This is a genomic window from Romboutsia lituseburensis DSM 797 (genome assembly GCF_900103615.1).
Lineage (GTDB): Bacteria > Bacillota > Clostridia > Peptostreptococcales > Peptostreptococcaceae > Romboutsia_F > Romboutsia_F lituseburensis.
Genome location: NZ_FNGW01000003.1, coordinates 365,564 through 391,326 on the forward strand (window position 1 = coordinate 365,564; position 25,763 = coordinate 391,326).

General features: G+C 27.6%; 27 protein-coding genes. 24 read left to right on the top strand and 3 right to left on the bottom strand.

Annotated features, from left to right (window positions below; translation table 11 throughout):
- The first annotated feature begins 174 nt into the window (after positions 1–174).
- A complete protein-coding gene (locus BLP75_RS07570) occupies positions 175–1,941 on the top strand; it encodes an oleate hydratase (RefSeq protein ID WP_092725044.1) in 1,767 nt (588 codons plus the stop codon).
- A 110-nt stretch (positions 1,942–2,051) separates the two neighbouring features.
- On the opposite strand, the gene asnB is transcribed toward BLP75_RS07570, so the two are convergent.
- Positions 2,052–3,881: an asparagine synthase (glutamine-hydrolyzing) gene (gene asnB, locus BLP75_RS07575; RefSeq protein WP_092725045.1), complete on the bottom strand. Its 1,830-nt coding sequence runs from the start codon at positions 3,879–3,881 to the stop codon at positions 2,052–2,054.
- Between the two features lie 228 nt (positions 3,882–4,109).
- Here asnB and hcp (BLP75_RS07580) point away from each other — a divergent pair, with 228 nt between their 5' ends.
- The 4 genes from hcp (BLP75_RS07580) (at position 4,110) to helD (ending at position 10,505) form a co-directional block, all read left to right on the top strand.
- Positions 4,110–5,768: a hydroxylamine reductase gene (hcp, locus tag BLP75_RS07580; RefSeq protein ID WP_092725046.1), complete on the top strand. Its 1,659-nt coding sequence runs from the start codon at positions 4,110–4,112 to the stop codon at positions 5,766–5,768.
- A gap of 271 nt (positions 5,769–6,039) precedes the next feature.
- Positions 6,040–7,761, top strand: a complete 1,722-nt coding sequence (gene hcp, locus BLP75_RS07585) for a hydroxylamine reductase (RefSeq protein WP_092725047.1) — start codon at positions 6,040–6,042, stop codon at positions 7,759–7,761.
- Between the two features lie 113 nt (positions 7,762–7,874).
- The gene (locus BLP75_RS18130) at positions 7,875–8,015 is read left to right on the top strand and encodes a hypothetical protein (protein ID WP_170139111.1); all 141 of its coding nucleotides are present in this window, start codon (positions 7,875–7,877) and stop codon (positions 8,013–8,015) included.
- A 243-nt stretch (positions 8,016–8,258) separates the two neighbouring features.
- Positions 8,259–10,505 (top strand): RNA polymerase recycling motor HelD, encoded by a 2,247-nt coding sequence (gene helD, locus BLP75_RS07590; RefSeq protein WP_092725048.1) that lies wholly within the window; start codon positions 8,259–8,261, stop codon positions 10,503–10,505.
- Between the two features lie 92 nt (positions 10,506–10,597).
- Here the strand turns inward: helD and BLP75_RS07595 are convergent, their stop codons facing one another.
- A complete protein-coding gene (locus BLP75_RS07595) occupies positions 10,598–11,098 on the bottom strand; it encodes a GNAT family N-acetyltransferase (protein WP_092725049.1) in 501 nt (166 codons plus the stop codon).
- Positions 11,099–11,313: 215 nt separating this feature from the next.
- Here BLP75_RS07595 and BLP75_RS07600 point away from each other — a divergent pair, with 215 nt between their 5' ends.
- The 12 genes from BLP75_RS07600 to BLP75_RS07655 all read left to right on the top strand — a co-directional run bounded on the left by BLP75_RS07600 (position 11,314) and on the right by BLP75_RS07655 (position 19,022).
- Positions 11,314–11,799: a prolyl-tRNA synthetase associated domain-containing protein gene (locus tag BLP75_RS07600; protein ID WP_092725050.1), complete on the top strand. Its 486-nt coding sequence runs from the start codon at positions 11,314–11,316 to the stop codon at positions 11,797–11,799.
- Between the two features lie 43 nt (positions 11,800–11,842).
- Positions 11,843–12,148 (top strand): DUF202 domain-containing protein, encoded by a 306-nt coding sequence (locus BLP75_RS07605; RefSeq protein WP_092725051.1) that lies wholly within the window; start codon positions 11,843–11,845, stop codon positions 12,146–12,148.
- 34 nt (positions 12,149–12,182) lie between these two features.
- A complete protein-coding gene (locus tag BLP75_RS07610; RefSeq protein WP_092725052.1) occupies positions 12,183–12,740 on the top strand; it encodes a class I SAM-dependent methyltransferase in 558 nt (185 codons plus the stop codon).
- A 161-nt stretch (positions 12,741–12,901) separates the two neighbouring features.
- A complete protein-coding gene (locus BLP75_RS07615; protein ID WP_092725053.1) occupies positions 12,902–13,378 on the top strand; it encodes a permease in 477 nt (158 codons plus the stop codon).
- The gene (locus BLP75_RS07620) at positions 13,378–13,911 is read left to right on the top strand and encodes a permease (RefSeq protein WP_092725054.1); all 534 of its coding nucleotides are present in this window, start codon (positions 13,378–13,380) and stop codon (positions 13,909–13,911) included. Before BLP75_RS07615 ends, BLP75_RS07620 begins: the two co-directional genes overlap by 1 nt.
- A gap of 188 nt (positions 13,912–14,099) precedes the next feature.
- Positions 14,100–14,699, top strand: coding sequence for a TetR/AcrR family transcriptional regulator (locus BLP75_RS07625; protein WP_092725055.1), 600 nt, complete (start codon positions 14,100–14,102; stop codon positions 14,697–14,699).
- 11 nt (positions 14,700–14,710) lie between these two features.
- Complete coding sequence (locus BLP75_RS07630; protein WP_092725056.1) at positions 14,711–15,445, top strand: ABC transporter ATP-binding protein; 735 nt, start codon at positions 14,711–14,713, stop codon at positions 15,443–15,445.
- Positions 15,446–16,519, top strand: a complete 1,074-nt coding sequence (locus BLP75_RS07635; RefSeq protein ID WP_092725057.1) for an ABC transporter permease — start codon at positions 15,446–15,448, stop codon at positions 16,517–16,519.
- Positions 16,520–16,607: 88 nt separating this feature from the next.
- On the top strand, positions 16,608–17,114 hold the full coding sequence (locus BLP75_RS07640; protein WP_092725058.1) for a GNAT family N-acetyltransferase: 507 nt from the start codon (positions 16,608–16,610) through the stop codon (positions 17,112–17,114).
- A gap of 195 nt (positions 17,115–17,309) precedes the next feature.
- Positions 17,310–17,672, top strand: coding sequence for an ArsR/SmtB family transcription factor (locus BLP75_RS07645; protein WP_092725059.1), 363 nt, complete (start codon positions 17,310–17,312; stop codon positions 17,670–17,672).
- 38 nt (positions 17,673–17,710) lie between these two features.
- A complete protein-coding gene (locus BLP75_RS07650) occupies positions 17,711–18,454 on the top strand; it encodes a metallophosphoesterase family protein (RefSeq protein ID WP_092725060.1) in 744 nt (247 codons plus the stop codon).
- Between the two features lie 163 nt (positions 18,455–18,617).
- A complete protein-coding gene (locus tag BLP75_RS07655) occupies positions 18,618–19,022 on the top strand; it encodes a pyridoxamine 5'-phosphate oxidase family protein (RefSeq protein ID WP_092725061.1) in 405 nt (134 codons plus the stop codon).
- A 57-nt stretch (positions 19,023–19,079) separates the two neighbouring features.
- On the opposite strand, the gene BLP75_RS07660 is transcribed toward BLP75_RS07655, so the two are convergent.
- Positions 19,080–19,403 carry a winged helix-turn-helix transcriptional regulator gene (locus tag BLP75_RS07660; protein WP_092725062.1) on the bottom strand — a complete coding sequence of 108 codons (324 nt, stop codon included), beginning with the start codon at positions 19,401–19,403 and terminating at the stop codon, positions 19,080–19,082.
- 235 nt (positions 19,404–19,638) lie between these two features.
- Here BLP75_RS07660 and BLP75_RS07665 point away from each other — a divergent pair, with 235 nt between their 5' ends.
- The 7 genes from BLP75_RS07665 to BLP75_RS07695 all read left to right on the top strand — a co-directional run bounded on the left by BLP75_RS07665 (position 19,639) and on the right by BLP75_RS07695 (position 25,700).
- On the top strand, positions 19,639–21,030 hold the full coding sequence (locus BLP75_RS07665; RefSeq protein WP_092725063.1) for a restriction endonuclease: 1,392 nt from the start codon (positions 19,639–19,641) through the stop codon (positions 21,028–21,030).
- A 235-nt stretch (positions 21,031–21,265) separates the two neighbouring features.
- Complete coding sequence (gene serS / locus BLP75_RS07670; protein ID WP_092725064.1) at positions 21,266–22,537, top strand: serine--tRNA ligase; 1,272 nt, start codon at positions 21,266–21,268, stop codon at positions 22,535–22,537.
- Between the two features lie 230 nt (positions 22,538–22,767).
- Positions 22,768–23,313 carry a cupin domain-containing protein gene (locus tag BLP75_RS07675; protein WP_092725065.1) on the top strand — a complete coding sequence of 182 codons (546 nt, stop codon included), beginning with the start codon at positions 22,768–22,770 and terminating at the stop codon, positions 23,311–23,313.
- 334 nt (positions 23,314–23,647) lie between these two features.
- Positions 23,648–23,899 (top strand): kinase to dihydroxyacetone kinase, encoded by a 252-nt coding sequence (locus BLP75_RS07680; RefSeq protein ID WP_092725066.1) that lies wholly within the window; start codon positions 23,648–23,650, stop codon positions 23,897–23,899.
- A 200-nt stretch (positions 23,900–24,099) separates the two neighbouring features.
- A complete protein-coding gene (gene yyaC, locus BLP75_RS07685) occupies positions 24,100–24,822 on the top strand; it encodes a spore protease YyaC (RefSeq protein WP_092725067.1) in 723 nt (240 codons plus the stop codon).
- 90 nt (positions 24,823–24,912) lie between these two features.
- The gene (locus BLP75_RS07690; RefSeq protein WP_092725068.1) at positions 24,913–25,194 is read left to right on the top strand and encodes a hypothetical protein; all 282 of its coding nucleotides are present in this window, start codon (positions 24,913–24,915) and stop codon (positions 25,192–25,194) included.
- 143 nt (positions 25,195–25,337) lie between these two features.
- The gene (locus BLP75_RS07695; protein WP_092725069.1) at positions 25,338–25,700 is read left to right on the top strand and encodes a C-GCAxxG-C-C family (seleno)protein; all 363 of its coding nucleotides are present in this window, start codon (positions 25,338–25,340) and stop codon (positions 25,698–25,700) included.
- The last annotated feature ends 63 nt before the right edge of the window (positions 25,701–25,763 follow it).

A 25,763-nucleotide genomic window follows, 5' to 3' on the forward strand; every position in this document is an offset into this window, starting at 1 on the left:
TTAAAGTAAATACAAAAGGACAAACTAGACAAATGTTATTATATGTCTAGTTTTTTTACACTTTTAGGTGTATGGCTAAATATTTTACATAGCTACAATATTGTATATATAATAAAAAATCAAAACAGAATACTATGTTAATAAATAATAAAAAAACATAGGGGTTGATTTTTAATGTATTATAGCAATGGAAATTATGAAGCATTTGCACGTCCGCAAAAACCAGAAGGTGTAGATAGAAAGTCAGCATACTTAGTTGGAGCAGGGTTAGCATCTTTAGCTGCTGCATGTTTTTTAGTTCGTGATGGTCAAATGAAAGGTGAACATATCCATATACTAGAGGAGTTAGATATTGCTGGTGGAGCTTGTGATGGTATTAAAGATTTGCAAAAGGGATTTATAATACGTGGTGGTCGTGAAATGGAAAACCACTTTGAGTGTTTATGGGATTTATTTAGATCAATACCTTCAATAGAAACAGAAGGAATTTCAGTACTGGATGAGTATTATTGGTTAAACAAAAAAGATCCAAACTATTCATTAATGAGAGCGACAGTTAACAGAGGAGAAGATGCTCATACTGATGGTAAATTTACATTAAGCGATAAAGCATCTATGGAGATAATACAGTTATTTATGTCTAGAGATGAATCATTATATGATAAGAAAATCAAAGATGTATTTACACAAGAATTCTTTGAATCAAACTTCTGGCTATACTGGAGAACTATGTTTGCGTTTGAAGATTGGCACAGTGCTTTAGAAATGAAGTTATATATACAAAGATTTATTCATCATATTGGTGGGCTTCCTGATTTCTCAACATTAAAATTCACTAAATATAATCAGTATGAATCATTAATTCTTCCAATGATTAAGTACTTAGAAGCTCATGGCGTTCATTTCCAATATAATACGATAGTTAACAATGTTATATTTGAAATAAATGATGATAAAAAAGTAGCTAAACAAATAGTTTGTACTCATAATGGAAAAGAAGAAACTATTGATTTAGTAGAAGATGATTTAGTATTTATTACAAATGGTAGTTGTACAGAAAACTCAACTCTTGGAGATGATAGTAATGCACCTGGTTTAAATACTTCAGAAGGTGCTTGTTGGAGACTATGGAGAAATATTGCAGCACAAGATCCAGCTTTTGGTAGACCAGATAAGTTTTGTACTAATATAGATCAAACTAACTGGGAATCAGCTACTATAACTACTTTAGATAATAGAATACCTCCATATATAGAAAAAGTATGTAAGCGTAATCCATTTAGTGGTAAAGTTGTTACAGGTGGAATTGTTACAGTTAAAGATTCATCTTGGTTAATGAGTTATACTTTAAATCGTCAACCACACTTTAAAGAACAAGCAGATAATCAACTTGTAGTATGGGTTTATGGATTATTTACAAATGTTGAAGGAGACTTTATTAAAAAGCCTATGAAAGAATGTAGTGGGAATGAGATTACTCAAGAGTGGCTATATCATTTAGGAGTTCCTGTTGAAGAAATACCTGATATGGCAAATTCAGCACATTGTATTCCTTGTATGATGCCATATATTACTTCATTCTTTATGCCAAGAACATCGGGAGATAGACCAAAGATTGTACCAGAAAAGAGTGTAAACTTTGCATTTATTGGTCAATTCTCAGATACTGTTCGTGATACAGTATTTACAACAGAATATTCTGTAAGAACTGCTATGGAAGCTGTTTATACTTTGCTTAACGTTGATAGAGGAGTTCCTGAGGTATTTGCTTCTTGCTATGATATTAGAGTACTTTTAGATTCAACAGCGAAAATGCTAGATGGGAAAAAACTTACAGATGTTAAATTACCAATGGCAACTAAGCTTAAGGTAAAATCTGCAATGAAAGAAATTTCAGGTACTATAATTGAAGAGTTATTAGAAAGATACAAATTAATATAAGATAAATTATCTATTAAGGGTTAAATTTAATAATATAGGTAACAAACAAAAAGGTTATGTTTTAATATTAAGACATAACCTTTTTATAATTTAGGAGTTAATTTAATTAACTATAATATATTTATATTGTATAAATCAAACCAATAATCAAGTTGAACAAGCCATGCAATAAGTTGTGGCTTTGACATCAATTGGCCAAACCAAGTTATATTTTCGTACTGTAATATATTATCTAAAGCATGAGAGTCTATTATATTAGCAAGTATAGAGTTAGGATTTTTTAGCTTTTCTCTTAATAACTTAGTAACTAATTCTTCATATTGTGGATTATGAGTTTTTGGATAAGGACTTTTTTTACGATTTAAAATTTTATCAGGTAAACAGTCATGCATAGCATTTCTTAGAAGTGATTTTTCAACTCCATTTTCAAATTTATACTCCCAAGGAACATTAAATACGTATTCTAATATTCTGTGATCAGCAAATGGTACTCTTACCTCAACACCACTAGCCATACTCATTCTATCTTTTCTTTCAAGAAGTGAAGTCATAAAGTACTGAGTAGATAACCAAGTAGCTATTCTACTTTGCTTCATGCTAGCATTATCACTATCAAGCATACTACATTCATTAACACTATTTTTATAAACTTCTTTTACAAACTCATATCCTTCTTTTCTTTTTACTATAGTATCATCAAATAAGCTTATACGAGTATGAGGATCATGTATCCAAGGGAAGAAGTCACGCTCTAACATTTCTTTTCTATAAAACCAAGGATAGCCACCAAATATTTCATCAGCACATTCTCCAGATAAAGCAACTGTATGATGTTCTTTTACCTTAGAGCAATAGTATAAAAGAGAAGAGTCTATATCTGCCATTCCAGGTAAATCTCTATATTTAACAGCATCAAATAATAAACTTGTTATGTCAGATATATCTGCAGTTAAAATTCTGTGGTCTGTTCCTAGATAATGAGCTAGATATCTTGCATATTCATCATCTGATTGTGGTTGGAAAATTGTATTTTTAAAGTTTTCCTTGTTTCCTTTGTATTCAAAAGAATATGTTCCAAGTATATTACCTTCATTTTTATATTTTTGACTAGCTACAGAACTTATTATGGATGAATCTAGACCACCTGATAAAAATGTAGATAGAGGAGCATCTGAAACTAACTGTCTATTAATTGCATCAGTTACTAAGTATCTAGTGTTTTCTATAGCATCCTTTTCAGTTCCTACAAATTCTTTTGCTTCTAAGTTCCAGTATTGTTTCAAGTCAAAGTGATTATCTTTATATATTCCAAAATGAGCTGGCTTAACTTCGTGTATATCTTTAAATACACTTGTACCGCTTATTTTCATAGGAGCTAAGTAAAATAGTTGCCATAAACCTTCTTTATCTAAATTAGCATTTACTTTAGGGTGTTTAAGTAATGCTTTTATTTCTGAAGCAAACAATAGTGACGTTCCTACTTGAGTATAAAATAAAGGCTTAATTCCGAATCTATCTCTAGCTATATAAACTTCATTATTATTTTTATCAAATACAGCAAATGCAAATATTCCATTTAATTTTTCAGCACATTCTTCTTTGAATACTATATAAGAGTAAAGTACTACTTCTGTATCACAATTAGTTTTAAATTCTATTCCGTAGCTTTCTAGCTCTGATTTTAATTCTGGTGTATTATATATTTCACCGTTATAGATTATAGTGTATTCATTACCTTGAAAATATCTAGTCATAGGTTGAAGACCATTTTCTAAGTCCATTATTGCTAATCTATTGTGTTGAAAAGCAACCTTATCATTAATAAACACACCGTTTTGGTCAGGACCCCTATGGCTTAATTCCTTACCCATTTCTAGTAATATATCTTTATTTAGATTATCTTTATTTTTAAAGTCGATTATTCCACATATTGAACACATTTAAAATCCTCCTAAGATGTATATATTTAAACAAAAAAATAGACGTTACCTAAAATACCTTTTTGATATTTTAAGATGACGCCTTTGTCTCTTAGTATAATATATGCAAATTTATATATTTTGTTAATGGTTTATAAAAAATATTAATCTTAAAAGCAACGTCAGCAACTATATTTTTAACATTTTAGGAAAAGATAATACTAAAATGTTAAAAAGGAGTGTACAAATATGGATTATCCAATGTTTTGTTATCAATGTGAGCAAACGGCAGGTGGAAAGGGTTGTACTAAGGTAGGGGTTTGTAGTAAAACGCCAGAAATAGCAGCTCTTCAAGATTTACTTATATATCAAGCAAAAGGAATAAGTTGTTATGTAAATGAGTTAATAAAAAAAGGTGAAAAAATAGATAAAGATATAGTTAGCTTTGTTGAAAATTCTTTATTTACAACACTTACAAATGTTAACTTTGATGGTGATGTTCATGAAGAAATGTTAAAGAAGTCTCAACAAATAAAGCAAAACTTAAGAAGTAAGGTATCAACTTGTGAAAACTGTTGTGAGCAAGCTACATATAATTTAAGTGACACTAGAGATAAAATGTTAGAAGATGCAAAACGCGCAGGTATAATGTATGATCAAAATTTAGATGCAGATATACGTTCTTTAAGACAAACTATAATATATGGATTAAAAGGAATATCTGCATATGGTCACCAAGCTAGAGCGTTAGGATACTATAATGATCAAGTTGATGAATTTTATTTTAGAGCTTTAGCTGCAACATGTGATGATAATTTAACAGTAGAAGATCTAATAACTTGGACTCTAAAAACAGGAGATATGAGTGTTGCTGTTATGCAAAAACTAGATGAAGCAAACACTACGATATATAAAAATCCAGCTCCTCATAAAGTAAATGTTCATGTAAAGAAAGGTCCATTTATAGTTGTTTCTGGACATGATTTAAAAGACTTAGAGATGCTTTTAAAGCAAACAGAAGGAAAAGGAATAAATATATACACACATGGTGAAATGATTCCTTGCCATGGATATCCAGAACTTAATAAGTATCCTCACTTAGCAGGAAACTTTGGTGGTGCTTGGCAAGACCAACAAAAAGAATTTGATAACATTCCAGGTTGTATACTAATGACTACAAACTGTCTTATGAAGCCTAGAGATTCATACAAAGATAGAATATTTACAACAAGTGTAGTTGGATGGGATGGCGTAAAATATATAGGAAAAACTGAAAATGGTGAAAAAGATTTTAGTGAAATAATAAATAAAACTTTAGAGCTTGGAGGATTTAAAGAAGACCAAGAACCTAAAGAAATATTAGTTGGCTTTGGGCATAATGCTACTTTAAGTAATGCACCAGCTATAATAGATGCAGTTAAGTCAGGAAAGTTAAGACACTTCTTCTTAATAGGTGGCTGTGATGGTGCAAGACCTGGAAGAAACTATTATACAGAGTTTGCTAAACAAGTTCCAAATGATTGTATAATACTTACATTAGCTTGTGGTAAATATAGATTCAATAAATTAGAGTTTGGTGAAGTAGCAGGACTTCCAAGATTATTAGATGTAGGTCAATGTAATGATGCTTACTCAGCTGTAAGAATATCCTTAGCTTTAGCAGATGCTTTTGATACAGACGTAAATAGTTTACCACTTTCTATAATATTATCATGGTATGAACAAAAAGCAGTTGCAGATTTATTAGCACTTTTATCATTAGGTATAAAAGGTATATATCTTGGGCCATCATTACCAGCATTTTTAAGTCCAAATGTACTTCAATACTTAGTTGATGCATTTGATATAAAACCTATAAGTACACCAGAAAAAGACTTAGCATCATGTTTAGAACTACCTACTAAATAAGTAAATAAAATATATCTAGAAGCTAAATATAATTATTTAGCAGATATAATAAATATATATTAATTTTATAGATAACAATAAATGGCATTTTAAGCAACGGACAAAGTCTTTGATTATTAAGTTAGATTCGTTGCTTAAAATGTAACTTACGTTACGGAATATATAAATCATCTTGTGTATAATTTGAGTATACTTATTAAATTGAAAATTAAAAAATATTTTTATACATTAAAAAGAGTATATAAAATACACATTTGGAGGATATATATAAATGGAAAATTTAATGTTTTGTTATCAATGTCAAGAAACAGCAGGGTGTAGTGGATGTACAAAGTTTGGAGTATGTGGAAAATCACCAGATTTAGCAAGAATGCAAGATTTATTAATATATACAACAAAAGGATTATCAGAAGTAACAACAAGACTTAGAAAAGAAGGAAATTTAATAGATGCTAAAATAAATCATTTAATAACTATAAATTTATTTACTACAATAACAAATGCAAACTTTGATGATGCAGTATTTTATGCAAGAGTTAAAGAAACTTTAGCTGTTAAAGAGTCTTTATTATCTAAATTAAAAAATAAAAAGGACTTATCAGAGGCAGCATTATGGAACGCAACTTCAAATGCTGAGATGGATGTTAAAGTAAATATATTAAGCAAGATAAAAGATGCTATACTTGGAAGTGGAAAAGAATCTGTTGATATAGATAAAGTACTAGATGCAAAATCAACTAAGGTAGGTGTACTTGCAACTAAAGATGAAGATATAAGAAGTTTAAGAGAGTTAATAATATATGGTCTTAAAGGTATGTCTGCATATATGAAACATGCTAATGCATTAGGATATGATAGTGAGGATGTAAATGCATTTATGCAATCAACATTAGCTAAGACTTTAGATGATAACTTAAGCATAGATGAATTAATAGCATTAACATTAGAAACTGGTAAAGTAGGGGTAGATGGTATGGCACTTTTAGATAGTGCAAATACAGGAACTTACGGACACCCAGAAATAACTAAAGTAAATATAGGTGTAAGAAATAACCCAGGTATACTTGTATCAGGGCATGATTTAAAAGATTTAGAGTTATTATTAAAACAAACAGAAGGAACAGGTGTTGATGTATATACTCATTCAGAAATGCTACCAGCTCATTACTATCCAGCATTTAAAAAGTATTCTCACTTTGCAGGTAACTATGGAAATGCTTGGTGGAAGCAAAAAGAAGAATTTGAAAGTTTTAATGGGCCAATATTAATGACTACAAACTGTATAGTGCCACCAAAGGATAGCTATAAGAATAGAATATATACTACAGGTGCAGCAGGATTTGTTGGAGTTAAGCATATAAAAGGTATAAGTGAAGACAATAAAGATTTTTCAGAAATAATAGAACAAGCTAAAAAGTGTGCTCCTCCTAAACAAATAGAAACTGGAGAAATAATAGGTGGATTTGCACATAATCAAGTATTTGCACTTGCAGACCAAGTTGTAGAAGCAGTAAAAACAGGAGCAATAAAGAAATTCTTTGTAATGGCAGGGTGTGATGGTAGAGCTAAATCAAGAAACTATTACACAGATTTTGCAAAAGCACTACCAAAGGATACTGTAATACTTACAGCAGGATGTGCTAAGTATAAATACAACAAATTAAACCTAGGTGATATAAACGGTATTCCAAGAGTATTAGACGCAGGTCAATGTAATGACTCATATTCACTAGCTTTAATAGCGCTTAAATTAAAAGAAGTGTTTGAACTTCAAGATATAAATGAATTACCAATAGCATTTAATATAGCTTGGTATGAGCAAAAAGCTGTAATAGTATTATTATCACTATTATACTTAGGTGTTAAAAACATTCACTTAGGACCTACATTACCAGCATTTTTATCACCAAATGTAGCAAATGTGTTAATTGAAAACTTTGGTATTGGTGGAATAACAAATGTTGAAGATGATTTAAAGATGTTCTTAGAATAATAAAAATATACCCAGTAGATATAAAATTTAATAATTAAGGTGAAAAAAATTGTAAATTTATGGTATTATATTATATGTAGTAAGTTAAAGTATACAAATAGGGGAGGACAAAAATGGATAAAAATAAAAAGGATGCAATAGTTAAGGAATTTATTGATGGGTTTAAATCTCTTGAGAAAGAAGATATGAAAGATGTTATCGAATATGTAGAATTATCGTCAGATGTTGATCTAGTTTCTAAGCAAGGGAAGTAGGAGTTAAAAATAATTATTTAAACTAAAAATACTTATTAATTAAATACAATATTAAATAAGTGTTCCTAAAAACGGATAGTTTTTAGGAACACTTATTTTTATATGTTTTTACATTCTTTTTTATCCCACTATAATTATAACATAAATAATTCCTTTTTTTTAGACTATGAATATTTATTAATTACTATATAATTGTTGTAGTAGATTAAACAAAGTTAATTTATATATAAAGGAGGATATACTATGAGTTTAAATAATTATGAATGGAATCTTGAAAATGAATGGTTGCAAAAAGTTCTTAAAGAAACTAAAAAGCAACTTGATGAAAAGCGTGATGCTAAAGATAGGTTAAAAAAAGAGGCTGTAGAAACACAGAGAGAATTATGGAGTGATTTAGGATCTGTTTCTATAGAGAATGGATTAGATCAACTTTCAGATTTTATGTCATTTATGGACATTATGAAAAATCAAAAAAGAAGCCATGAATTCAATGAAAAACTTGAAGCAAAGTATGAAAAAATGCTTGAGTCTCCTTATTTTGGCAGAATTGACTTTGTTGAAGAAAATGAGTCCACTAATGAAAAATGTTATATTGGATTATCAAACCTTATTGATGAAGATTATGATTTTCTAGTCTATGACTGGAGAGCTCCTATTTCAAGTATGTTTTATGACTATGAAACTGGACAAGCAAGTTATGAATGCCCAGAAGGTTTAATCTCTGGAGAAATAACTAGTAAAAGGCAATATAAAATTAATAACGGAAAAATTGAGTATATGTTCGATAGTAATATAAGCATTGAAGATGAAGTATTACAAGAACTTCTTAGTAAAAATTCTGATGATAAAATGAAAGGTATAGTTACAACTATTCAGAGAGAACAAAATAAAGTAATTCGTAATGAGTATTATAAGAATTTAATTGTACAAGGAGCTGCTGGAAGTGGTAAAACTTCTGTAGCACTTCATAGAATTGCATACTTACTATACAAACACAAAGATAAAATAACACCTCAAAATATAATAATATTTTCTCCAAACAATATATTTAATGATTATATTTCGAATGTATTACCTCAACTTGGTGAAGATAACATGTATCAAACAACATTTAAAGACTATATGCATAAAGAGTTAAGTAATCAATTTAAGAAAGAGACAACTTCAGAAATGATGGAATATATACTTGATTCTAATGAAAAATTAACATATCAAGATAGAATTAAAAACATAAAGTTTAAGACATCAGTAGAGTTTATGAATATTTTAAAACAATATGTAAATTACTTAGAAACAATGGATAGAGGATTTAAGGATATTTTTGTAAGAGGTAAATTAATAATTTCATCTAAAGATATACAAAAATTATTTTTTGAGGATTATTCAAACCTACCAGTTAAAAGAAGATTAGAAAAAATAAAATCAAGAATTGTATTTCTTATTGAACCTTATGAAAAAGCTTGGATTGATGAAATATATAAAGAGCTTTTCCAATCTGGAGATTATATAGATAAAGAAGAAATGATAGAAAAAAGTAATTTAATTGTAAAGAAAAAATTAAAAAAGACTTATGAAAAAATTTCACAGATGACAAAATTTAATTTAATTGAGATTTATAAAGGTGTGTTTAAGAATTTAAATATGTTTCTAGATAAAACCAATATTGAATATGATGATAGTTTTATAGAGCATATAAAGACTTACACATTAGATAATTTAAATGCACGCATACTTAATTATGAAGATCAAGTTGCACTTTTATACTTAAAAGGAGTGCTTGGAGATATGCCAAATACATCACAAATTAAGTATGTAATTATAGATGAGGCTCAAGACTATACTCCATTACAATATGAAATATTTTATCATCTTTTTAAATCTGCTAGCATGACTATATTAGGAGATATAAACCAATCAATTAATCCATTTATGAATGTTGGAAATTACGATAATATTTACGATATATCAAAGAATGATACTTGTATAATAAACTTAACCAAAAGTTATCGTTCAACAATGGAAATTACGAAGTTTTCTAGAAAACTTCTCCCTAAGAGTATAAATGATGAGTATGTTGAAAGGCATGGTGATGAACCTAATGTTATTGGCTTTTTAGATGAAAATCATATGCATGAAAAACTTATAGAAGACATAAAATCATACAGACAAAAGAAGTATAAATCTATTGGAATTATTACAAAAACAGCTCGTGAAACTAGAGAGGTATACAGTTTATTAAAGGCAAATAACATTGATGTAGTATCTATAGAAAAAGATGATGATGACTATGTAAATGGGGTATTAGTAATACCTTCATATCTAGCTAAAGGTCTTGAGTTTGATGTAGTATTTATATATAATGCAAGCGATAAAAAGTATAACAGTGAGGATGAAAGATTATTACTATACACTTGCTGTACAAGAGCTCTTCATGTGTTAAATATATATTATCTAGGAGAAATTACTCCTTTATTAAAAAAGAGAATTTAGTTATTGATATAAATTATAAATAGAGTATCAGAATAATATACTACAGAAGACTAAAAGAGAGTAAATATTTGATATTTACTCTCTTTTAATATTTAATCATTATACAGCTTAGCCATAAAAAATTCATCAACGTATTTACCATCTATAATCATTGCATTTTTCTTAATGCCTTCTATTTTAAACCCATTCTTTTCATAAAGATGTTTTGCTATGGTATTAGAGCAAACTACACTTAGATCAAGCCTTGTAATGTTATTCTCCCTAGCCCATATATCTAATTCAAAAAATAATTTACTTCCAATACCTTTTCCCCTAAAATTTTCACGTATTCCGGCTATAATATATGCAGTATGCTTAATTCTATTTGGGACACCTCTTTGAGCAGAAAGAAAACCTACTATATTTTCGCCATCAGTAGCTATTAAAACCAAATTATCACCATTAATACTTTTTTCAATTATGTTTTTTGTTATATTAATATCTGTAGGTCGCTCTCCAGGTTCAAACATCATAAACTTAGTTTCATTATCCAAATTTAAAAGCATATCTAAATAATTATTAGCATCTTCCATTTCTATTTTTCTAATCTCCATGTTATCATTCTTACCCCTTATATAATTTTATAATAAGTATAGCAGAAATAAGAGTTAAAGAGATTTATTAAATACTTTTTAATAAGTTAAAGTTTATCGTTATTGATTGTGTAGATAGAAAAAATTTAATAAAAAAATGTAATGTAGATTGTGATATTATTAAGTTAATCAGTAGTTATAAATTAAATAATTACATAGAAAGGGAGGTAATACAAATGAAAAAAAATATATACAAAAAACTAGATGAGCTAGATATAAAATACCAAATATTAGAACACAAAGAAGTATTCACAGCAGAAGAATTTTACGACGTAACTAAAAATATGCCAGGTTATCACTGCAAAAACCTATTCTTAAAAAACTCAAATAAGAGTAAAAACTATTTACTAGTAGCAAAGCACGATAAAGCGGTAAATCTAAAAGATGTTAAATCACAAATAGGAAGTACAAGACTTTCATTTGATACACCGGAGAAATTATACGAACTATTAAAAGTAACACCTGGAAGTGTAAATCCATTTAGTATTATAAATGATAAAGACAGTCAGGTAGAATTATTAATCGATAGTGATTTATTAGACGGAAATAAACTTAACTTTCACCCTGCTATAAATACAGAAACATTTAATATATCAGGAGAAGATTTTAATAAGTTCCTAGAACATATAGACAATGATGTTATAAAAGTAAACATAGATTAAGATAATTTAATAAAAAATTTTAAAAATAAAGGGTGAATCGTATATGAAATATGAAAACTATAAAAATAATCATAAAGATATGACGCTAAGAGATTACTTAGCCATCGATAGAACCATACTGGCAAATGAAAGAACTCATTTATCATATACTAGGACAGTAGTAAGTTTTTTAGTTGCAGCATTAACATTGTATAAGTTGCTAGGCGGTATTGAAGGTATTATAGTTGCCTTGGTGCTTATAATTTCAGCAATATATTTTTTGGTAAGAGGAAGAAAAACATATAAAGATGTATCTGAAAATCTAAATTTATTAAATATTAGTACTGATGATGATCAAAATAATAAATAAAGACAATAACTTAATTGATGAAGGGGTATTAAAAATGAGTATACATAAATTTGATGTAAAAAAACTTGAAAAACTAAATAATCCAGAAAGATTAAATATGCTAGATTTAAATAAAATAATTACTGAATTAGATTTACCCACAAAAAGCACTTTAGTCGATATAGGCGCAGGAACAGGTATATTTTCAGAAAAATTATTAAATCTAATACCAGATTCTAGTTGTTATGCATTTGATATATCTGAGGAAATGATTGAATGGATGAAGTTAAATCGTATTAATAATTTAGAGTCAAGACTTAATGTAGGCTTAATGGATGAAAATAAAATACCATTAAAAGATGATAAAGCAGACTTAGCATTTATGATAACTCTACATCATGAATTAGAAAATGGTGGAGAGCTACTTAAAGATGTAAATAGAATATTAAAAGATAGTGGAAAAGTTTTAATATGCGATTGGAAAGAAGGAAAACATCATCACTTTGTAAAAAAAGAGTGTATTATAAATGACTTAAAACATGCTAACTTTAAAGATATTAAAGAGATAGAATCATCTGAAAAATTAGTTTGCATAATAGCAAGTAAGCAATAAAAAGTCTAAGAGATTTTTAAATAAAAAAGGACCTATGAAAAAATTTATAGGTCCTTTTTTATTGGGTTAAGTGTACGGTGACAATATCACAGAACTTATATAGTAATTTATATATACTTTAATTATCAAATAATAATTATAATCAAACAGGAGGAGACATAATGTTTAGCAATCTTATGTATGTATTAGCAGTAGCACTATTAGTGGTATCTGCTTCAAAGGATAAAAATAAAACAAAGATGGCATTGAAAAAAGCATGGAAGTCATTTGAAAATATGTTACCACAATTCTTAACGATAATTATTTTAATAGGGATAATACTTGCAGTAGTAGATAATCAAGTTATTTCTAATTTAATAGGCGAAGATAGTGGAACTATAGGAATAGTAATAGCTTCTGCAATAGGATCTATAACTCTTATACCATCTTTTGTTGCATTTCCACTTGCAAAGGTACTATTAGAAAATGGTGCAGGAATATCTCAACTAGCAGCATTTATATCCACACTTATGATGGTAGGGATAGTGACAATACCTCTTGAAATGAAGTATTGGGGCAAGAAAGCAACTATACTTAGAAACTTATTAGCATTTGGATTTTCTATAGTAGTAGCTATAATTATGGGGGTGATATTATAATGAAAAATTTATTCAAAAGATACAAAACAGCTATTTTAATGATAATTATACTATTAATGATGACTTTGATTGTTCCAACAAAAGGACAAGTAGCTACGTCAATGACTATAAAAAATATAATTGAAATGATAAAAATAATACCACCTATATTTATTTTATTAGGATTGTTAGATGTATGGGTACCAAGAGAGCAAATGATAAAATATATGGGAGACGGATCAGGTATATTAGGAGTGATAATAGCATTTTTATTAGGATCAGTAGCAGCAGGGCCTTTATATGCAGCATTTCCAGTAGCAGGTGTATTACTTAAAAAAGGATCTAAATTTTCAAATATCTTAATATTTATAGGTGCATGGTCAACAACGAAGATACCTTTACTTTTAATGGAAGGTCAATCATTGGGATGGAAGTTTACTATTACTAGATTAATTATAAATATATTTGGAATTATATTAATAGCTAGAATAACTGACAAAGCTTTAAATGATAGTGAAAAAGAAGAAATCTATAATTTATCTGAAAACATATAATAAAATCTAAAAATAATTATATAAATAAAGCTATATACTTGTGACATAGTTGCAGATATATAGCTTTATTTGTATTTATGTGAAATTTTTTGAAATTAATAAATTACAAGTTGATTTTATAAACTAATAGATCTATAATAAATTAAACAATGTTTTAAACAGTGTTTAATTTGGAGGGCGACAATAATATGAATAACGAAGAAAAAGAGCTATCTACAAAAGATACTATTTTAAAGATAACATTAAATATTATAAAAAAAGAGGGCATTGAAAGCATAACTATAAGAAAAATAGCTAAAGAAGCAAATGTTAATGTAGCATTAATTAATTATCATTTTGGGTCAAAAGACAATCTAATAAATGAAGCATTAAAAATACTGATAAAAGACATGGAACAGCTATTTAATACACTTGAAAATGATGAAATTGAACCAAAGAAAAAATTAAAGCTATTTCTTTTAGGATATGTAGAAATATTAGGTGAGAATACATCAATAATTAAAAAAGCTATGGCTGATACTGATAAATTATTTCAATCTCAATTAGAGTTATTAAAATTTGTAAATCAAATGGGATTTGGAAAAATAAAACATTTAACAGAGCAAATTACAAAAATAGAGGATGATAAATTTTTGACTTTTACAATGTTTCAATTAGTAGGATCTATATTTTTCCCTATGATGGCATTACCCTTAGTTGAAAAGGGTGGACCAATAGAATATAAGTTTAGTGATGATATTGAAGGATATATTGATATATTAATAGATAATTTCTTTAAAGAATATTAAGAGGTGAGAATATGAGCAATAATGTGGCAGTAAAGGTATGTAATCTAGATGTTGAGTATGACAAGGTAAAAATATTAAACAATATCAACCTTAACATTAAAGAAGGTGAGATAATTGGATTATTAGGCCCGTCTGGGTCAGGAAAGACTACATTAGTAAAGACTATTATTGGAATGAAGGGATTTGTCAAAGGAAAAGTAGTAGTCTTAGATGAAAAGATGCCAACGTTAAAAGTAGTAAATGATATAGGATATATGGCTCAAAGTGATGCTTTATATGATGATTTAACAGGAATTGATAATGTATTATTCTTTGCGGAACTTTATGGCATAAAAGGCAAAATTGCAAAACAAAGAGCTATGGAAGTCTTAGAATTGGTTGATTTGCAAAAGCATGCTAAGAGACCGGTTAAAAATTATTCTGGTGGGATGAAAAGAAGACTTTCTCTTGCAATAGCGCTAGTTCATAGTCCAAAGCTTTTAATTTTAGATGAACCAACTGTTGGTATAGATCCAATCCTTAGAAAAAAATTCTGGGATGAGTTTAATAGAATTAAGAATAGTGGTGGAACGATTATTGTAACTACACACGTAATGGATGAAGCATATAAATGTAACAAGTTAGCTCTAATTAGAAATGGAAAAATAATAGCTGAAGGATCTCCTAACGAAATAATAACTGCATCAGGTGGCCAAACAATAGAAGATGCATTCTTATTCTATAGTACTGATGAGGGGGAAGAGTAAATGAGAACTTTAACAATGTCAAAAAGGATTATTAAGCAAATTATAGGAGATAAAAGATCTCTTGCACTTTTATTTATTGCACCAATATTTGTATTATTTTTATTTGATGTAATTTTAAATGCAACAATTGAAAATCCGAAATTATTAATAGATACAAATACTAAAATACCTATTGAATTAGTAGATGAATTAAAAAAACAAGGAGATGTTACTAAAAGTAGTGATTCACAAGAAGCCTTACTAGATAAAATTAAAAACAGAGAATACGATGGGTTGATACAAATAAGTGATAACAAGCTAATAACTACAGTAGAAGGAACAGAGATGAGTATAAACGCATCAGTTCAAAAATCTGTTGCTACTGCTTTTTCAAATTATACAAAAGATATGATGTCTTCAAATGAAAAACTGTCTATGATGGGAATTAAAATGATGGATAATGAGATAAATTACATAAATGGTTCATCTGATGTAAGCACCTTTGATTCAATAGCTCCAATGATGATGGGATTTTTCATATTTTTCTTTGTATTTTTATTGGCAGGTATTGCATTTTTAAGAGAAAGAATAAGTGGAACCTTAGAAAGGTTAATGGCAACACCAATAAAAAGATATGAAATTGTAATGGGTTATTTCTTAGGATTTGGTGTTTTTGTAATGATTCAGACAATAATTATTCAGTTATTTATGGTACATGGATTAGGAATAGAAATAAAAGGAAATTCATTTTCAGTTCTTTTAATAAATGTATTATTAGCAGCTGGTTCACTTTCTTTAGGTACACTGCTTTCTACATTTGCAAAGACAGAGTTTCAATTAATTCAATTTATACCTATTGTAATATTACCTCAAATATTATTTAGCGGAATATTTTCTCTAAGAGAAGCACCTATTTGGGTTGAAGGTTTATCAAAGATATTCCCATTAACTTATGCAGCTGATGCGCTAACAGGGGTGGTTCTTAGAGGATCAACTTTGTTTGATGTAGGTACAGATGTTTTAATATTATTAGGTTATGCAATTTTATTTATAGTATTAAATACAATAGCCTTAAAAAAATATAGAAGGTTATAGCAGAAAATACTTGTAAATACTTTAACTTTAACTAATTTTTTATTAAACTAATATTAATACATTTACATAAGAAAAAGGGAGAGTATACATGGAATTTAGAAAATCAGTTAAAACAGATGCAGATAGAATAATGGAGATTATAAAACAAGCACAAGAACATTTCAAGGAACAAGGAATTGACCAGTGGCAAAATAATTATCCTAATAGAGAAGTTATAAACAATGATATTGATAATGGAGAAAGTTACGTATTATTAAAAGACAATGAAATTGTTGCAACTACAGTAGCGTCATTTAACGGAGAACCAACATATAAAACTATTTATGAAGGTGAATGGATAACTAATGATAAATATGTAGTTGTACATAGAGTAGCAGTAGATAATAAATATAAAGGTCTAGGACTTTCACATCAAATTTTTAAACATGTAGAACAACTTTGCTTAGATAAAGGAGTTAATAGTTTTAAAGTAGATACACATACTGATAATAAAGTTATGCAAAATTTACTTAAGAAAAATGGATTTAAATATTGTGGAATAATCTATGTAGAAGATGGAAGTAAAAGAGTAGCTTTCGAAAAAATCATAAAATAAAAAAAAGGCTTAATATTAAGCCTTTTTTTTTTATGATACTTAATAGATAATATTAAACCTTTAAAACAATATTTTATAAAAATACCTAGTAGAGATATATATTATTTTAAAAATATTAATATTAAATAGTTTACAAATAAAGTATTATAGCATATCATATGAGTATAATTGAATATGATTATAGGAGGTTATTTTATGGAAATAGTACAAATGATAAAGGCACTTGGAGATGAAAATAGACTAAGAATATTAAGTGTGCTTAGACATGGTGCTCTTTGTGTCTGTGAAATAGAAGAAATTCTTGAGCTAAGCCAATCAAATGTATCTAGGCATTTAAATAAATTAATGACTGCAAGATTAGTGACTTATTATAAAGAAGCTAAGTATGTATATTATAAATTAAATGAAGAAACATTAAAAGCTCATCCATTTGTAAAAGAGCTTCTAGACAATGAATTAGATAAAACAGATAAATTAAAAGAGGATTTTATAAAGACTACTAGATGCAAATTAAATGGGCTATCTTGTGAATCAATTGAGAAGTCGAAAATGAATTAAAATAAAAAAATATTGTGTGTTATAGAAAGGAAAAACTAATGAAAATAGCAGTAATATCTGATATACACAGTAACATCTATGCACTAGAAGCTGTACTTAAGGATATAGAATCTAGAGATATAGAAATGGTTGTATGTACTGGAGATTTAGTAGGATATGGAACTAGGCCTAATGAAGTAATTAATGCCATAAGAAAAAACAGGATATTAACTATAATGGGAAACTATGATGATGCTATAGGAAATCATAGATTAGTGTGTGGATGTGATTATCCAGATCCTAAAGATGCTGAAAAAGCAGGTGCATCAATGAGTTTTACATTATCAAAAACTACTGAAGAAAATAAATTGTATCTAAAAAACTTACCAAGGGAAGTTGTACTTAGCTTTAATCAAAAAAATATACGATTTGTTCATGGAAGTACTAGACTTATAAATGAGTATTTAAAAGAAGATTCAATTCAAGCACAAGAAGTAATGAATGAAATAACTGAAGATATATTAGTATGTGGACATACACATATACCTTACTTTAAGGAATATAACGATAAACTTTTAATAAATGCTGGTAGTGTAGGCAAGCCGAAAACTAATAAACCAGATTCTAATTATGTAATAATAGAAATTAAAAATACAAATGAAGATCTTAATATAAAAGAAGCTGTAAATGTTGAAATCATAGAAGTACCTTATGATTATGAAATACCTGCTAAGGAGATAGAGTCAGAAGAAATGTTACCTAATGACTTTGCAAAGCTTTTGAGAAGTGGAAATGCAAAATAAATAACAAAATATAATTTGCTCAAATATAGATAAATACTTAAAGGTTTCCAATAGGAAACTATACCACTTCAAAGTGCTTACTATACGAATTATTTAATTTATTTTATTATTAACTTGTAGATAACACCAAATAAAATCAATTAAATAAGAGGAGTAAATAGATATGAACCAATTAATAAAATTTCTAAATGAAAATCCAGTACAATATGTAGCAACAGTTGGAACTGACAATAAAGCAAAAGTTAGACCATTTCAATTTATGTTAGAAGATAGCGGAAAACTATGGTTTTGTACTAGCAACCAAAAAACTGTGTATAGTGAAATGAAAACTAATCCATATATAGAAATATGTACTTCAACACCTGAATTTGCATGGATGCGTTTATCAGGTAAAGTGGTATTTGAAAATAATATAGAAATAAAAGAAAAAATATTATCATCAGCACCACTTGTGAAAAATATTTATCAGCAAGCTGATAATCCTGTATTCGAGGTATTTTATCTAGAAGAAGCTAAGGCTACTATAGCAGATTTTTCAGGTAATCCACCAAAAGAATATTCATTATAAATAAAGATAAAAAAATCTAGTTATTTGCTAATATAAAGCTTATAACTAGATTTTTTACTATTTATTTAATCTTGATTTATATTCGTAACCCCATACAGCCATAGAGTCTAATATAGGCTTAAGACTATATCCTATTTCTGTTAAGGTGTATTCAACTCTTGGAGGAACTTCAGGAAATACCTCTCTTGTAACTAAGTCAGACTCTTCCATAGAACGAAGATTACTTGTAAGCACCTTTTGAGTGATACCAGTAACTGATTTTTTTAATTCCCCAAAACGCTTAGTACCATCTAATAAATCACGCAATATTAGTACCTTCCATTTGTTTCCTATAAGTTGTAAAGTTATTTCCACTGGACAAGCGGGTAATTTGTCTGTCATATAAATGATCCTCCTATTAAGTTGTAAAGTATATATAAGGTTCTTAGATTCTTTAGTATACTAAGTATAATTTTTTACGCATATGTTTTATTTTAATAAAGTATATCAAAACAATCAACTATAAAAAATATGTACACATAATAATATAAGGAATCAATTACCAGTATTGTTTGTATTATAAAAATAACATTCTGCACATAATTTAAGTATAGACTATTTAAAAGGAGCATATGTTATGTCAGATAAACAACAAAAGGAAGATTACATAAATAAAAGATATGAAGAAGCTAAGAATAGCACTTTAAATATAGATAAGCAAATAAAAGAATTATCAAATATAATAAATTACGAAATGGATAACTATAAAATAATATCAATAGAAGAATTTATAAAAAAAGATATACATACATTACAGTTACCTAAATCATTGTTATTAAAATATAAAGAACCGAATAAGCCTATTATAAGGAAAGCCAATTTATTTGAAAAAGTACTTAAAAATCATAAATACAATTATAGTATGTATGTAGATGAAATAGAAAGTAAATATAATAATGAATATAAGATATACGAAGATAAAGAGTATAAAAGAAAAAAACAACTAGAAAATTTGATAAAAGCTCATGAATTACAAGTCAATGAAATTATAAATATAAAAAAACAGTTGTATTCAAACGGTGATGTAAGTACTATAACTGGATATAAAGAAGAGATACTTAGTAAGTTAAAGTATCCTTTTGATTTTAAGAAAAATATAACTACTGGATACTCTAAAGAGACTAAGACTTTAGTTATAGATTACTTATTACCTAAAGATAATATAGTACCAAATGTGCAGAAATATGAATATATACAAAAAGGAGATAAGATAAAAGCTAAACTAAGAAAAGAAAAAGATATAAGAAGTATATATAATGAAGTAGTATTTTCTATAGTTATTAGGACTATAAATGAAGTGTTTAAGTTCGATAAACCTAATAATATAGATAATGTAGTATTTAATGGATATATAGAAGACATAGACTTAGCTACAGGTCAAGATATAAAGCCATATATAATATCTGCTACAATAGATAAAGAAAAATTTAAAAATATAGATATAACAAAAATCAATAAATTAAAATGTTTAAAAGAGATAATGCAAGCAAGAGTAAATATAAATTCTAATTTAGAGTTTAAATATATAAATCCTATATGTAAATGTGATGATTTTAATAAATCTATTGTAAACAATGATAGTATAAATTTATTAGATGTTGATCCATATGAATTTGAAGATTTAGTTACTATATTATTTAGAAAAATGGGATATAATGCTGTAACTACTAATAAGAGTAACGATGGTGGAATAGATTGTGAATTTCATTATGAAGATCCACTTGTAAGTGGAAAAATCATAGGTCAGGTTAAAAAGTATAAAAATAATATTGATATACCAAAACTTAGAGAATTTGAATGTGTTTTAAGAAACTCAGATGCTATGAAAGGTATATTTATATCGACAAGCAATTTTAGTCCACAATGTAAGATATTTGCAGCTTCAAACAATATACAGCTTATAAATGGAAATGAGCTAATTGACCTTTTTAATAAACATGGTATAAATTCATATATTTCAAAGAACTAATTTAATACTTAAAGTACTTTAATTTATATTATGAGTTAAAGTGCTTTTTTTATGATTAAGGATATTATGATACTTCATTTTCTTTGGATAACTCACGAAGTGTTAAATATGATTAAATATATTAAAAAATATTTGACATTAAAGTATGTCAGGGCTAAAATATAGTTAATACAATTTAAAAAGATAAGATATATTTAACAAAACACTGAAATCTTAAAACACAGGAGGAATAATTATGCTAGACATTAAGAGAATTAAAGAAGATTTAGATGCTATTAAAAAAGCTATGGCAAGAAGAGGGGAAAAGGAATTTGATTTAGATGAAGTAGTTTTATTAGATGATGAAAGAAAAGGGTTGCTTAAAGAGGTAGAGGTTCTTAAAAATAAAATGAATGTAGATTCTAAAAACATACCTAACCTTATGAAAGAAGGTTATGATATAAAAGAAGAAAAAGCTAAATTGAAAGATTTATCAGAGCAAATAAAAGTATTAGATGAAAAAGTTAGAGCTGTTGAATCTGAATTAGAATATAAATTAATGAGAATACCAAATGTCCCAAATGAAGAAGTTCCTCAAGGTGAAACTGATGAAGATAATGTAGAGGTTAGAAAATGGGGAGAACCGAGAAGCTTTGATTTCGAAAATAAAGCTCACTGGGATATAGGAACTAACTTAGGTATATTAGATTTTGAAACTGGAGCTAAAATAACAGGATCTAGGTTTACTTTATATAAAGGTTTAGGTGCAAGGCTTGAAAGAGCACTAATAAACTTTTTCTTAAATACTAATGTAGAAGAACAAGGATATACTGAAGCTATACCACCATTTATGGCTAATAAAAATAGTTTTTTAGGAACAGGGCAATTGCCAAAGTTTGAAGAAGATATGTTTAAGGTAGAAGGTTTAGATTATTATTTAATACCTACGTCAGAAGTTCCTCTAACTAATATACATGCTAATCAAATTATGCCATTTGAACAGCTTCCTATAAACTATACTGCATATACACCATGCTTTAGATCAGAAGCAGGATCTGCTGGTAGAGATACTAGAGGGTTAGTTAGACAGCATCAATTCAATAAGGTAGAAATGGTAAAGATAGTAGCACCAGAAGAATCTTACAATGAATTAGAAAAGTTAACTTACAATGCAGAAAAATTATTACAGAAGTTAAATTTACCGTATAGAGTGGTTAAAATATGTACTGGAGATTTAGGATTTACAGCTGCATTTAAATATGATCTAGAAGTTTGGATGCCAAGCTATAACAGATATGTTGAGATTTCTTCTTGTTCAAACTGTGAAGACTTCCAAGCAAGAAGAGCAGGAATTAGATTTAAAAGAGATAAAAACTCTAAAACAGAGTACGCTCATACATTAAATGGATCAGGTCTAGCTATAGGTAGAAGTTTTGCTGCTATACTAGAAAACTATCAACAAGAAGACGGTACAGTTGTTGTTCCTGAAGTACTAAGACCTTATATGGGAGTAGATGTTATAAAATAAGCGACTCTATTAAGAATTGTCATAATTTATATGCTATTAAAATATAATTCCTTTTGATACAGAGTAATATTTTAATGACTAGTAATAAACATAGATAAGGATATATCTTTAAATTTAGATATATCCTTTATATTTTATAATTTAAAATAAGTGTAATTAAATAGAGATTAATATAAAATAGTCCATATTATGGTATAATACAAAATAGAATTATTATAAGGAGAAAAGGTATGAATAACGTAAATATCGGAGAAAGAATATCTCAAATAAGACAAAGTAAAGGTATTAGTATAAGAGAATTAGCTAAACAGGCTAATGTTACTCCATCATTACTTAGTCAAATTGAAAGAGGGCTTGCTAATCCATCGGTAAATTCATTAAAGTCAGTTGCAACTGCCTTAAATACACCTTTGTTTACATTTTTTACTTCAGAAGTAATAAAGGAAGATTTGATAGTAAGATCAAAACAAAGAAAAAAAGTTATTTTACCAGGAAGCGAGAATGTTGAGTATGAAGTTTTAGCACCTGATAATAGTGATAACTTAGAGTTTGCTATAATGAATCTACTTCCACAATCATCGTCTTGTAATGAACATATATTTCATAACGGAAATGAAATCGCATACATACTAGAAGGTGAAGTAAATTTATATCTTGATGATGAAAAGTTTACATTATTCAAAGGAGATAGCGTAAAAGTTCCTGCTGGTGTAAAGCATCGTTGGGAAAATAGTTCTGATGGGGTAGCAAAAGTTATTTTTGCTGTTATTTTATAACATATATGAGTAAAAAGCCAATAAGTAATATTGGCTTTTTATGATTAATAAAGATTAGTGTTTTTTTATAACTCTTACAAACTTCTTCCATTCATTATCGGAGAAAAAAGTAATTACTAAATCAGCTATATCTACTATTACATTAGCTAATTCCATATAAAATACCCCCTTAAATGTATATGTTATAAATTATAACATATTTTATAATATATATACGTAGATTAAAAAAAATCATTAAGGGTATATATTATAAAATAGTTAGATTTTTACAATATAGCTTGTGCTATAATTAAAATAGCAATTTATGGAATGAAACAGATAAGGATGGTGTATTATGCTTGAATATAAATTTGATACTCAGTTATTAATTGAAGGAAAAAATCTTTCAGAAGATGAAATTAACGACTATATTACAAACAATATAGAAGGAGATTGCTTACTTGCAGTTGGTGATGATGAATTAATTAAAATTCATTTCCATACAAATACACCATGGAAAGTACTTGAATATTGTGCTTCTTTGGGAGAAATTTATGATGTGGTTATAGAAAATATGGAACGTCAAGCTAATGATTTACAAGGATAAACAGAGATTAATGTTAAATAACAAAAGAGAGTAATAATATTACTCTCTTTTGTTATTTATAATTTACATTATAATTTTGATTTTTTATTATTTTTAACGAGTATCAAATCTCAAAATATATAAGTATACATAAATTAAAGAAGGTAAATAGAAATAAAGTTAGAATATATATAATTAAAATCTTTTAGGAGACTAAAATAATGTGTTTATTAAGAATAAAATATGATGATAAAAATGCCTTATTTGAATTAACAACACAGATAAGCAAAATCATAGATGATGACACAGTAATTATATGTATTGGAACTGATAGATGTATACTAGATTCTTTGGGTCCAGTAGTTGGCAAAATACTTGAAAGTATGAATATAAAAAATACAATATATGGCATCATAGGTGAAACTATTAATGCCTTAAATATTAATGAAAAATTAGAATATATAAAATCAATGCACCCAACATCTAAAATTGTTGCAATAGATGCTTGTGTAGGAAGTAAAAGATCTATAGGACAAATACATGTTTATAAAGGACCGATTATACCAGGAGAAGGTGTTGGCAAAAGCTTACCTAGTATAGGGGATTACTCTATAATAGGTATTGTAAGTGACAGTGACTTGTTTTCAAGCAAAGATTTAAACTTTGTAGTTAATATGGCCGAAGTTATAGCATTTAGTATGAACTTTAATAAAAGTATTAATAACTATGAATATCAAAAAATGAATTTATCTACCAATGGATATGAATTTGTGTATGATCAAAGTATTAAAAAAGTTGTATATGGGAAACAAGAGGATTTTATTAAAAGTGATATAGACAACAACACAAATAATCCAATTTACTCCAATATATTTTATAATAAGGTAAATGAGATATTGATGAGAGTTTTGCTTGTGGTTATTTTAATGTGGTCATTTCTATAAAAAACTAGACATATTTATAAATTTGAGGTATCCTAATTCATATAATAACGTTTTTAGTTAAAATTATTTTAGCATATATGGAGGCAATAAATGGATATATTCTCTAAAGTACCAGGATTCAGAAGTGAAAATCAAACGAAAAAAATTGTAGCGATAATATATTATTTATTTTTTATAGGAAACATGACTGTTATTGCTATGAGTAGCCCAGAATCGGTTTTAATTACGATTCCTCCGATTATATTACCATTTACAGTTTTTGGATTAGTAGATATAAAAGAAAATATTAAAAATAAAAAATTAATAGTTAACACTATTTTACCAACAATATTATTATCGATAATAACTTTTCTAGCATATTATCAACACTAAATATACAGTATATAGATTATCCTTTTTTAGTTAATCTATATACTGTTTTTAATTATGTGATAAAGTCACAGAAAAATATGGAAAAATGTTATACTATAAATAGGACTTAAAAAACAATAGAAAAGATTGAAAGGATGATGGCAATGACAAAACCTTCAGTATATCATCAACAAGGATACACTTGTGCAGAGGCAATAATAAAATCATACAACGAAGAGCATAATACAAATATACCTGTATCTCTAGGAAGTGGTATGGGAGTAGGTATGACAGTTGGTAGTTTATGTGGTGCTGTAAATGCAGCTGCGATGGTTGTTGGATTTATAAAAGGAAGAGAAGACAGCTCTATACCAAATGAAGCGAGAAGCTATTCTAGAGAATTAATGACTAGAGTAAGAGCAAAATATAATACAGAAATATGTTCGGAATTAAAAAGAAATAAAGTAAGTTGTGGAGAAATAATAGATTTCTCATACGAAGCTTTAAATGAGCTATTACAAGGTTAAATATAAATAAAAAGGCTACCTATAATTCATAGGGAGTCTTTTTTTGTTGGAATATGAAAAAAT

Coding starts and splice junctions, on each gene's coding strand:
- BLP75_RS07570 (WP_092725044.1), top strand. CDS start 175: ATGTATTATAGCAATGGAAATTATGAAGCATTTGCACGTCCGCAAAAA.
- asnB (WP_092725045.1), bottom strand. CDS start 3,881: ATGTGTTCAATATGTGGAATAATCGACTTTAAAAATAAAGATAATCTA.
- hcp (WP_092725046.1), top strand. CDS start 4,110: ATGGATTATCCAATGTTTTGTTATCAATGTGAGCAAACGGCAGGTGGA.
- hcp (WP_092725047.1), top strand. CDS start 6,040: ATGGAAAATTTAATGTTTTGTTATCAATGTCAAGAAACAGCAGGGTGT.
- BLP75_RS18130 (WP_170139111.1), top strand. CDS start 7,875: ATGGATAAAAATAAAAAGGATGCAATAGTTAAGGAATTTATTGATGGG.
- helD (WP_092725048.1), top strand. CDS start 8,259: ATGAGTTTAAATAATTATGAATGGAATCTTGAAAATGAATGGTTGCAA.
- BLP75_RS07595 (WP_092725049.1), bottom strand. CDS start 11,098: ATGGAGATTAGAAAAATAGAAATGGAAGATGCTAATAATTATTTAGAT.
- BLP75_RS07600 (WP_092725050.1), top strand. CDS start 11,314: ATGAAAAAAAATATATACAAAAAACTAGATGAGCTAGATATAAAATAC.
- BLP75_RS07605 (WP_092725051.1), top strand. CDS start 11,843: ATGAAATATGAAAACTATAAAAATAATCATAAAGATATGACGCTAAGA.
- BLP75_RS07610 (WP_092725052.1), top strand. CDS start 12,183: ATGAGTATACATAAATTTGATGTAAAAAAACTTGAAAAACTAAATAAT.
- BLP75_RS07615 (WP_092725053.1), top strand. CDS start 12,902: ATGTTTAGCAATCTTATGTATGTATTAGCAGTAGCACTATTAGTGGTA.
- BLP75_RS07620 (WP_092725054.1), top strand. CDS start 13,378: ATGAAAAATTTATTCAAAAGATACAAAACAGCTATTTTAATGATAATT.
- BLP75_RS07625 (WP_092725055.1), top strand. CDS start 14,100: ATGAATAACGAAGAAAAAGAGCTATCTACAAAAGATACTATTTTAAAG.
- BLP75_RS07630 (WP_092725056.1), top strand. CDS start 14,711: ATGAGCAATAATGTGGCAGTAAAGGTATGTAATCTAGATGTTGAGTAT.
- BLP75_RS07635 (WP_092725057.1), top strand. CDS start 15,446: ATGAGAACTTTAACAATGTCAAAAAGGATTATTAAGCAAATTATAGGA.
- BLP75_RS07640 (WP_092725058.1), top strand. CDS start 16,608: ATGGAATTTAGAAAATCAGTTAAAACAGATGCAGATAGAATAATGGAG.
- BLP75_RS07645 (WP_092725059.1), top strand. CDS start 17,310: ATGGAAATAGTACAAATGATAAAGGCACTTGGAGATGAAAATAGACTA.
- BLP75_RS07650 (WP_092725060.1), top strand. CDS start 17,711: ATGAAAATAGCAGTAATATCTGATATACACAGTAACATCTATGCACTA.
- BLP75_RS07655 (WP_092725061.1), top strand. CDS start 18,618: ATGAACCAATTAATAAAATTTCTAAATGAAAATCCAGTACAATATGTA.
- BLP75_RS07660 (WP_092725062.1), bottom strand. CDS start 19,403: ATGACAGACAAATTACCCGCTTGTCCAGTGGAAATAACTTTACAACTT.
- BLP75_RS07665 (WP_092725063.1), top strand. CDS start 19,639: ATGTCAGATAAACAACAAAAGGAAGATTACATAAATAAAAGATATGAA.
- serS (WP_092725064.1), top strand. CDS start 21,266: ATGCTAGACATTAAGAGAATTAAAGAAGATTTAGATGCTATTAAAAAA.
- BLP75_RS07675 (WP_092725065.1), top strand. CDS start 22,768: ATGAATAACGTAAATATCGGAGAAAGAATATCTCAAATAAGACAAAGT.
- BLP75_RS07680 (WP_092725066.1), top strand. CDS start 23,648: ATGCTTGAATATAAATTTGATACTCAGTTATTAATTGAAGGAAAAAAT.
- yyaC (WP_092725067.1), top strand. CDS start 24,100: ATGTGTTTATTAAGAATAAAATATGATGATAAAAATGCCTTATTTGAA.
- BLP75_RS07690 (WP_092725068.1), top strand. CDS start 24,913: ATGGATATATTCTCTAAAGTACCAGGATTCAGAAGTGAAAATCAAACG.
- BLP75_RS07695 (WP_092725069.1), top strand. CDS start 25,338: ATGACAAAACCTTCAGTATATCATCAACAAGGATACACTTGTGCAGAG.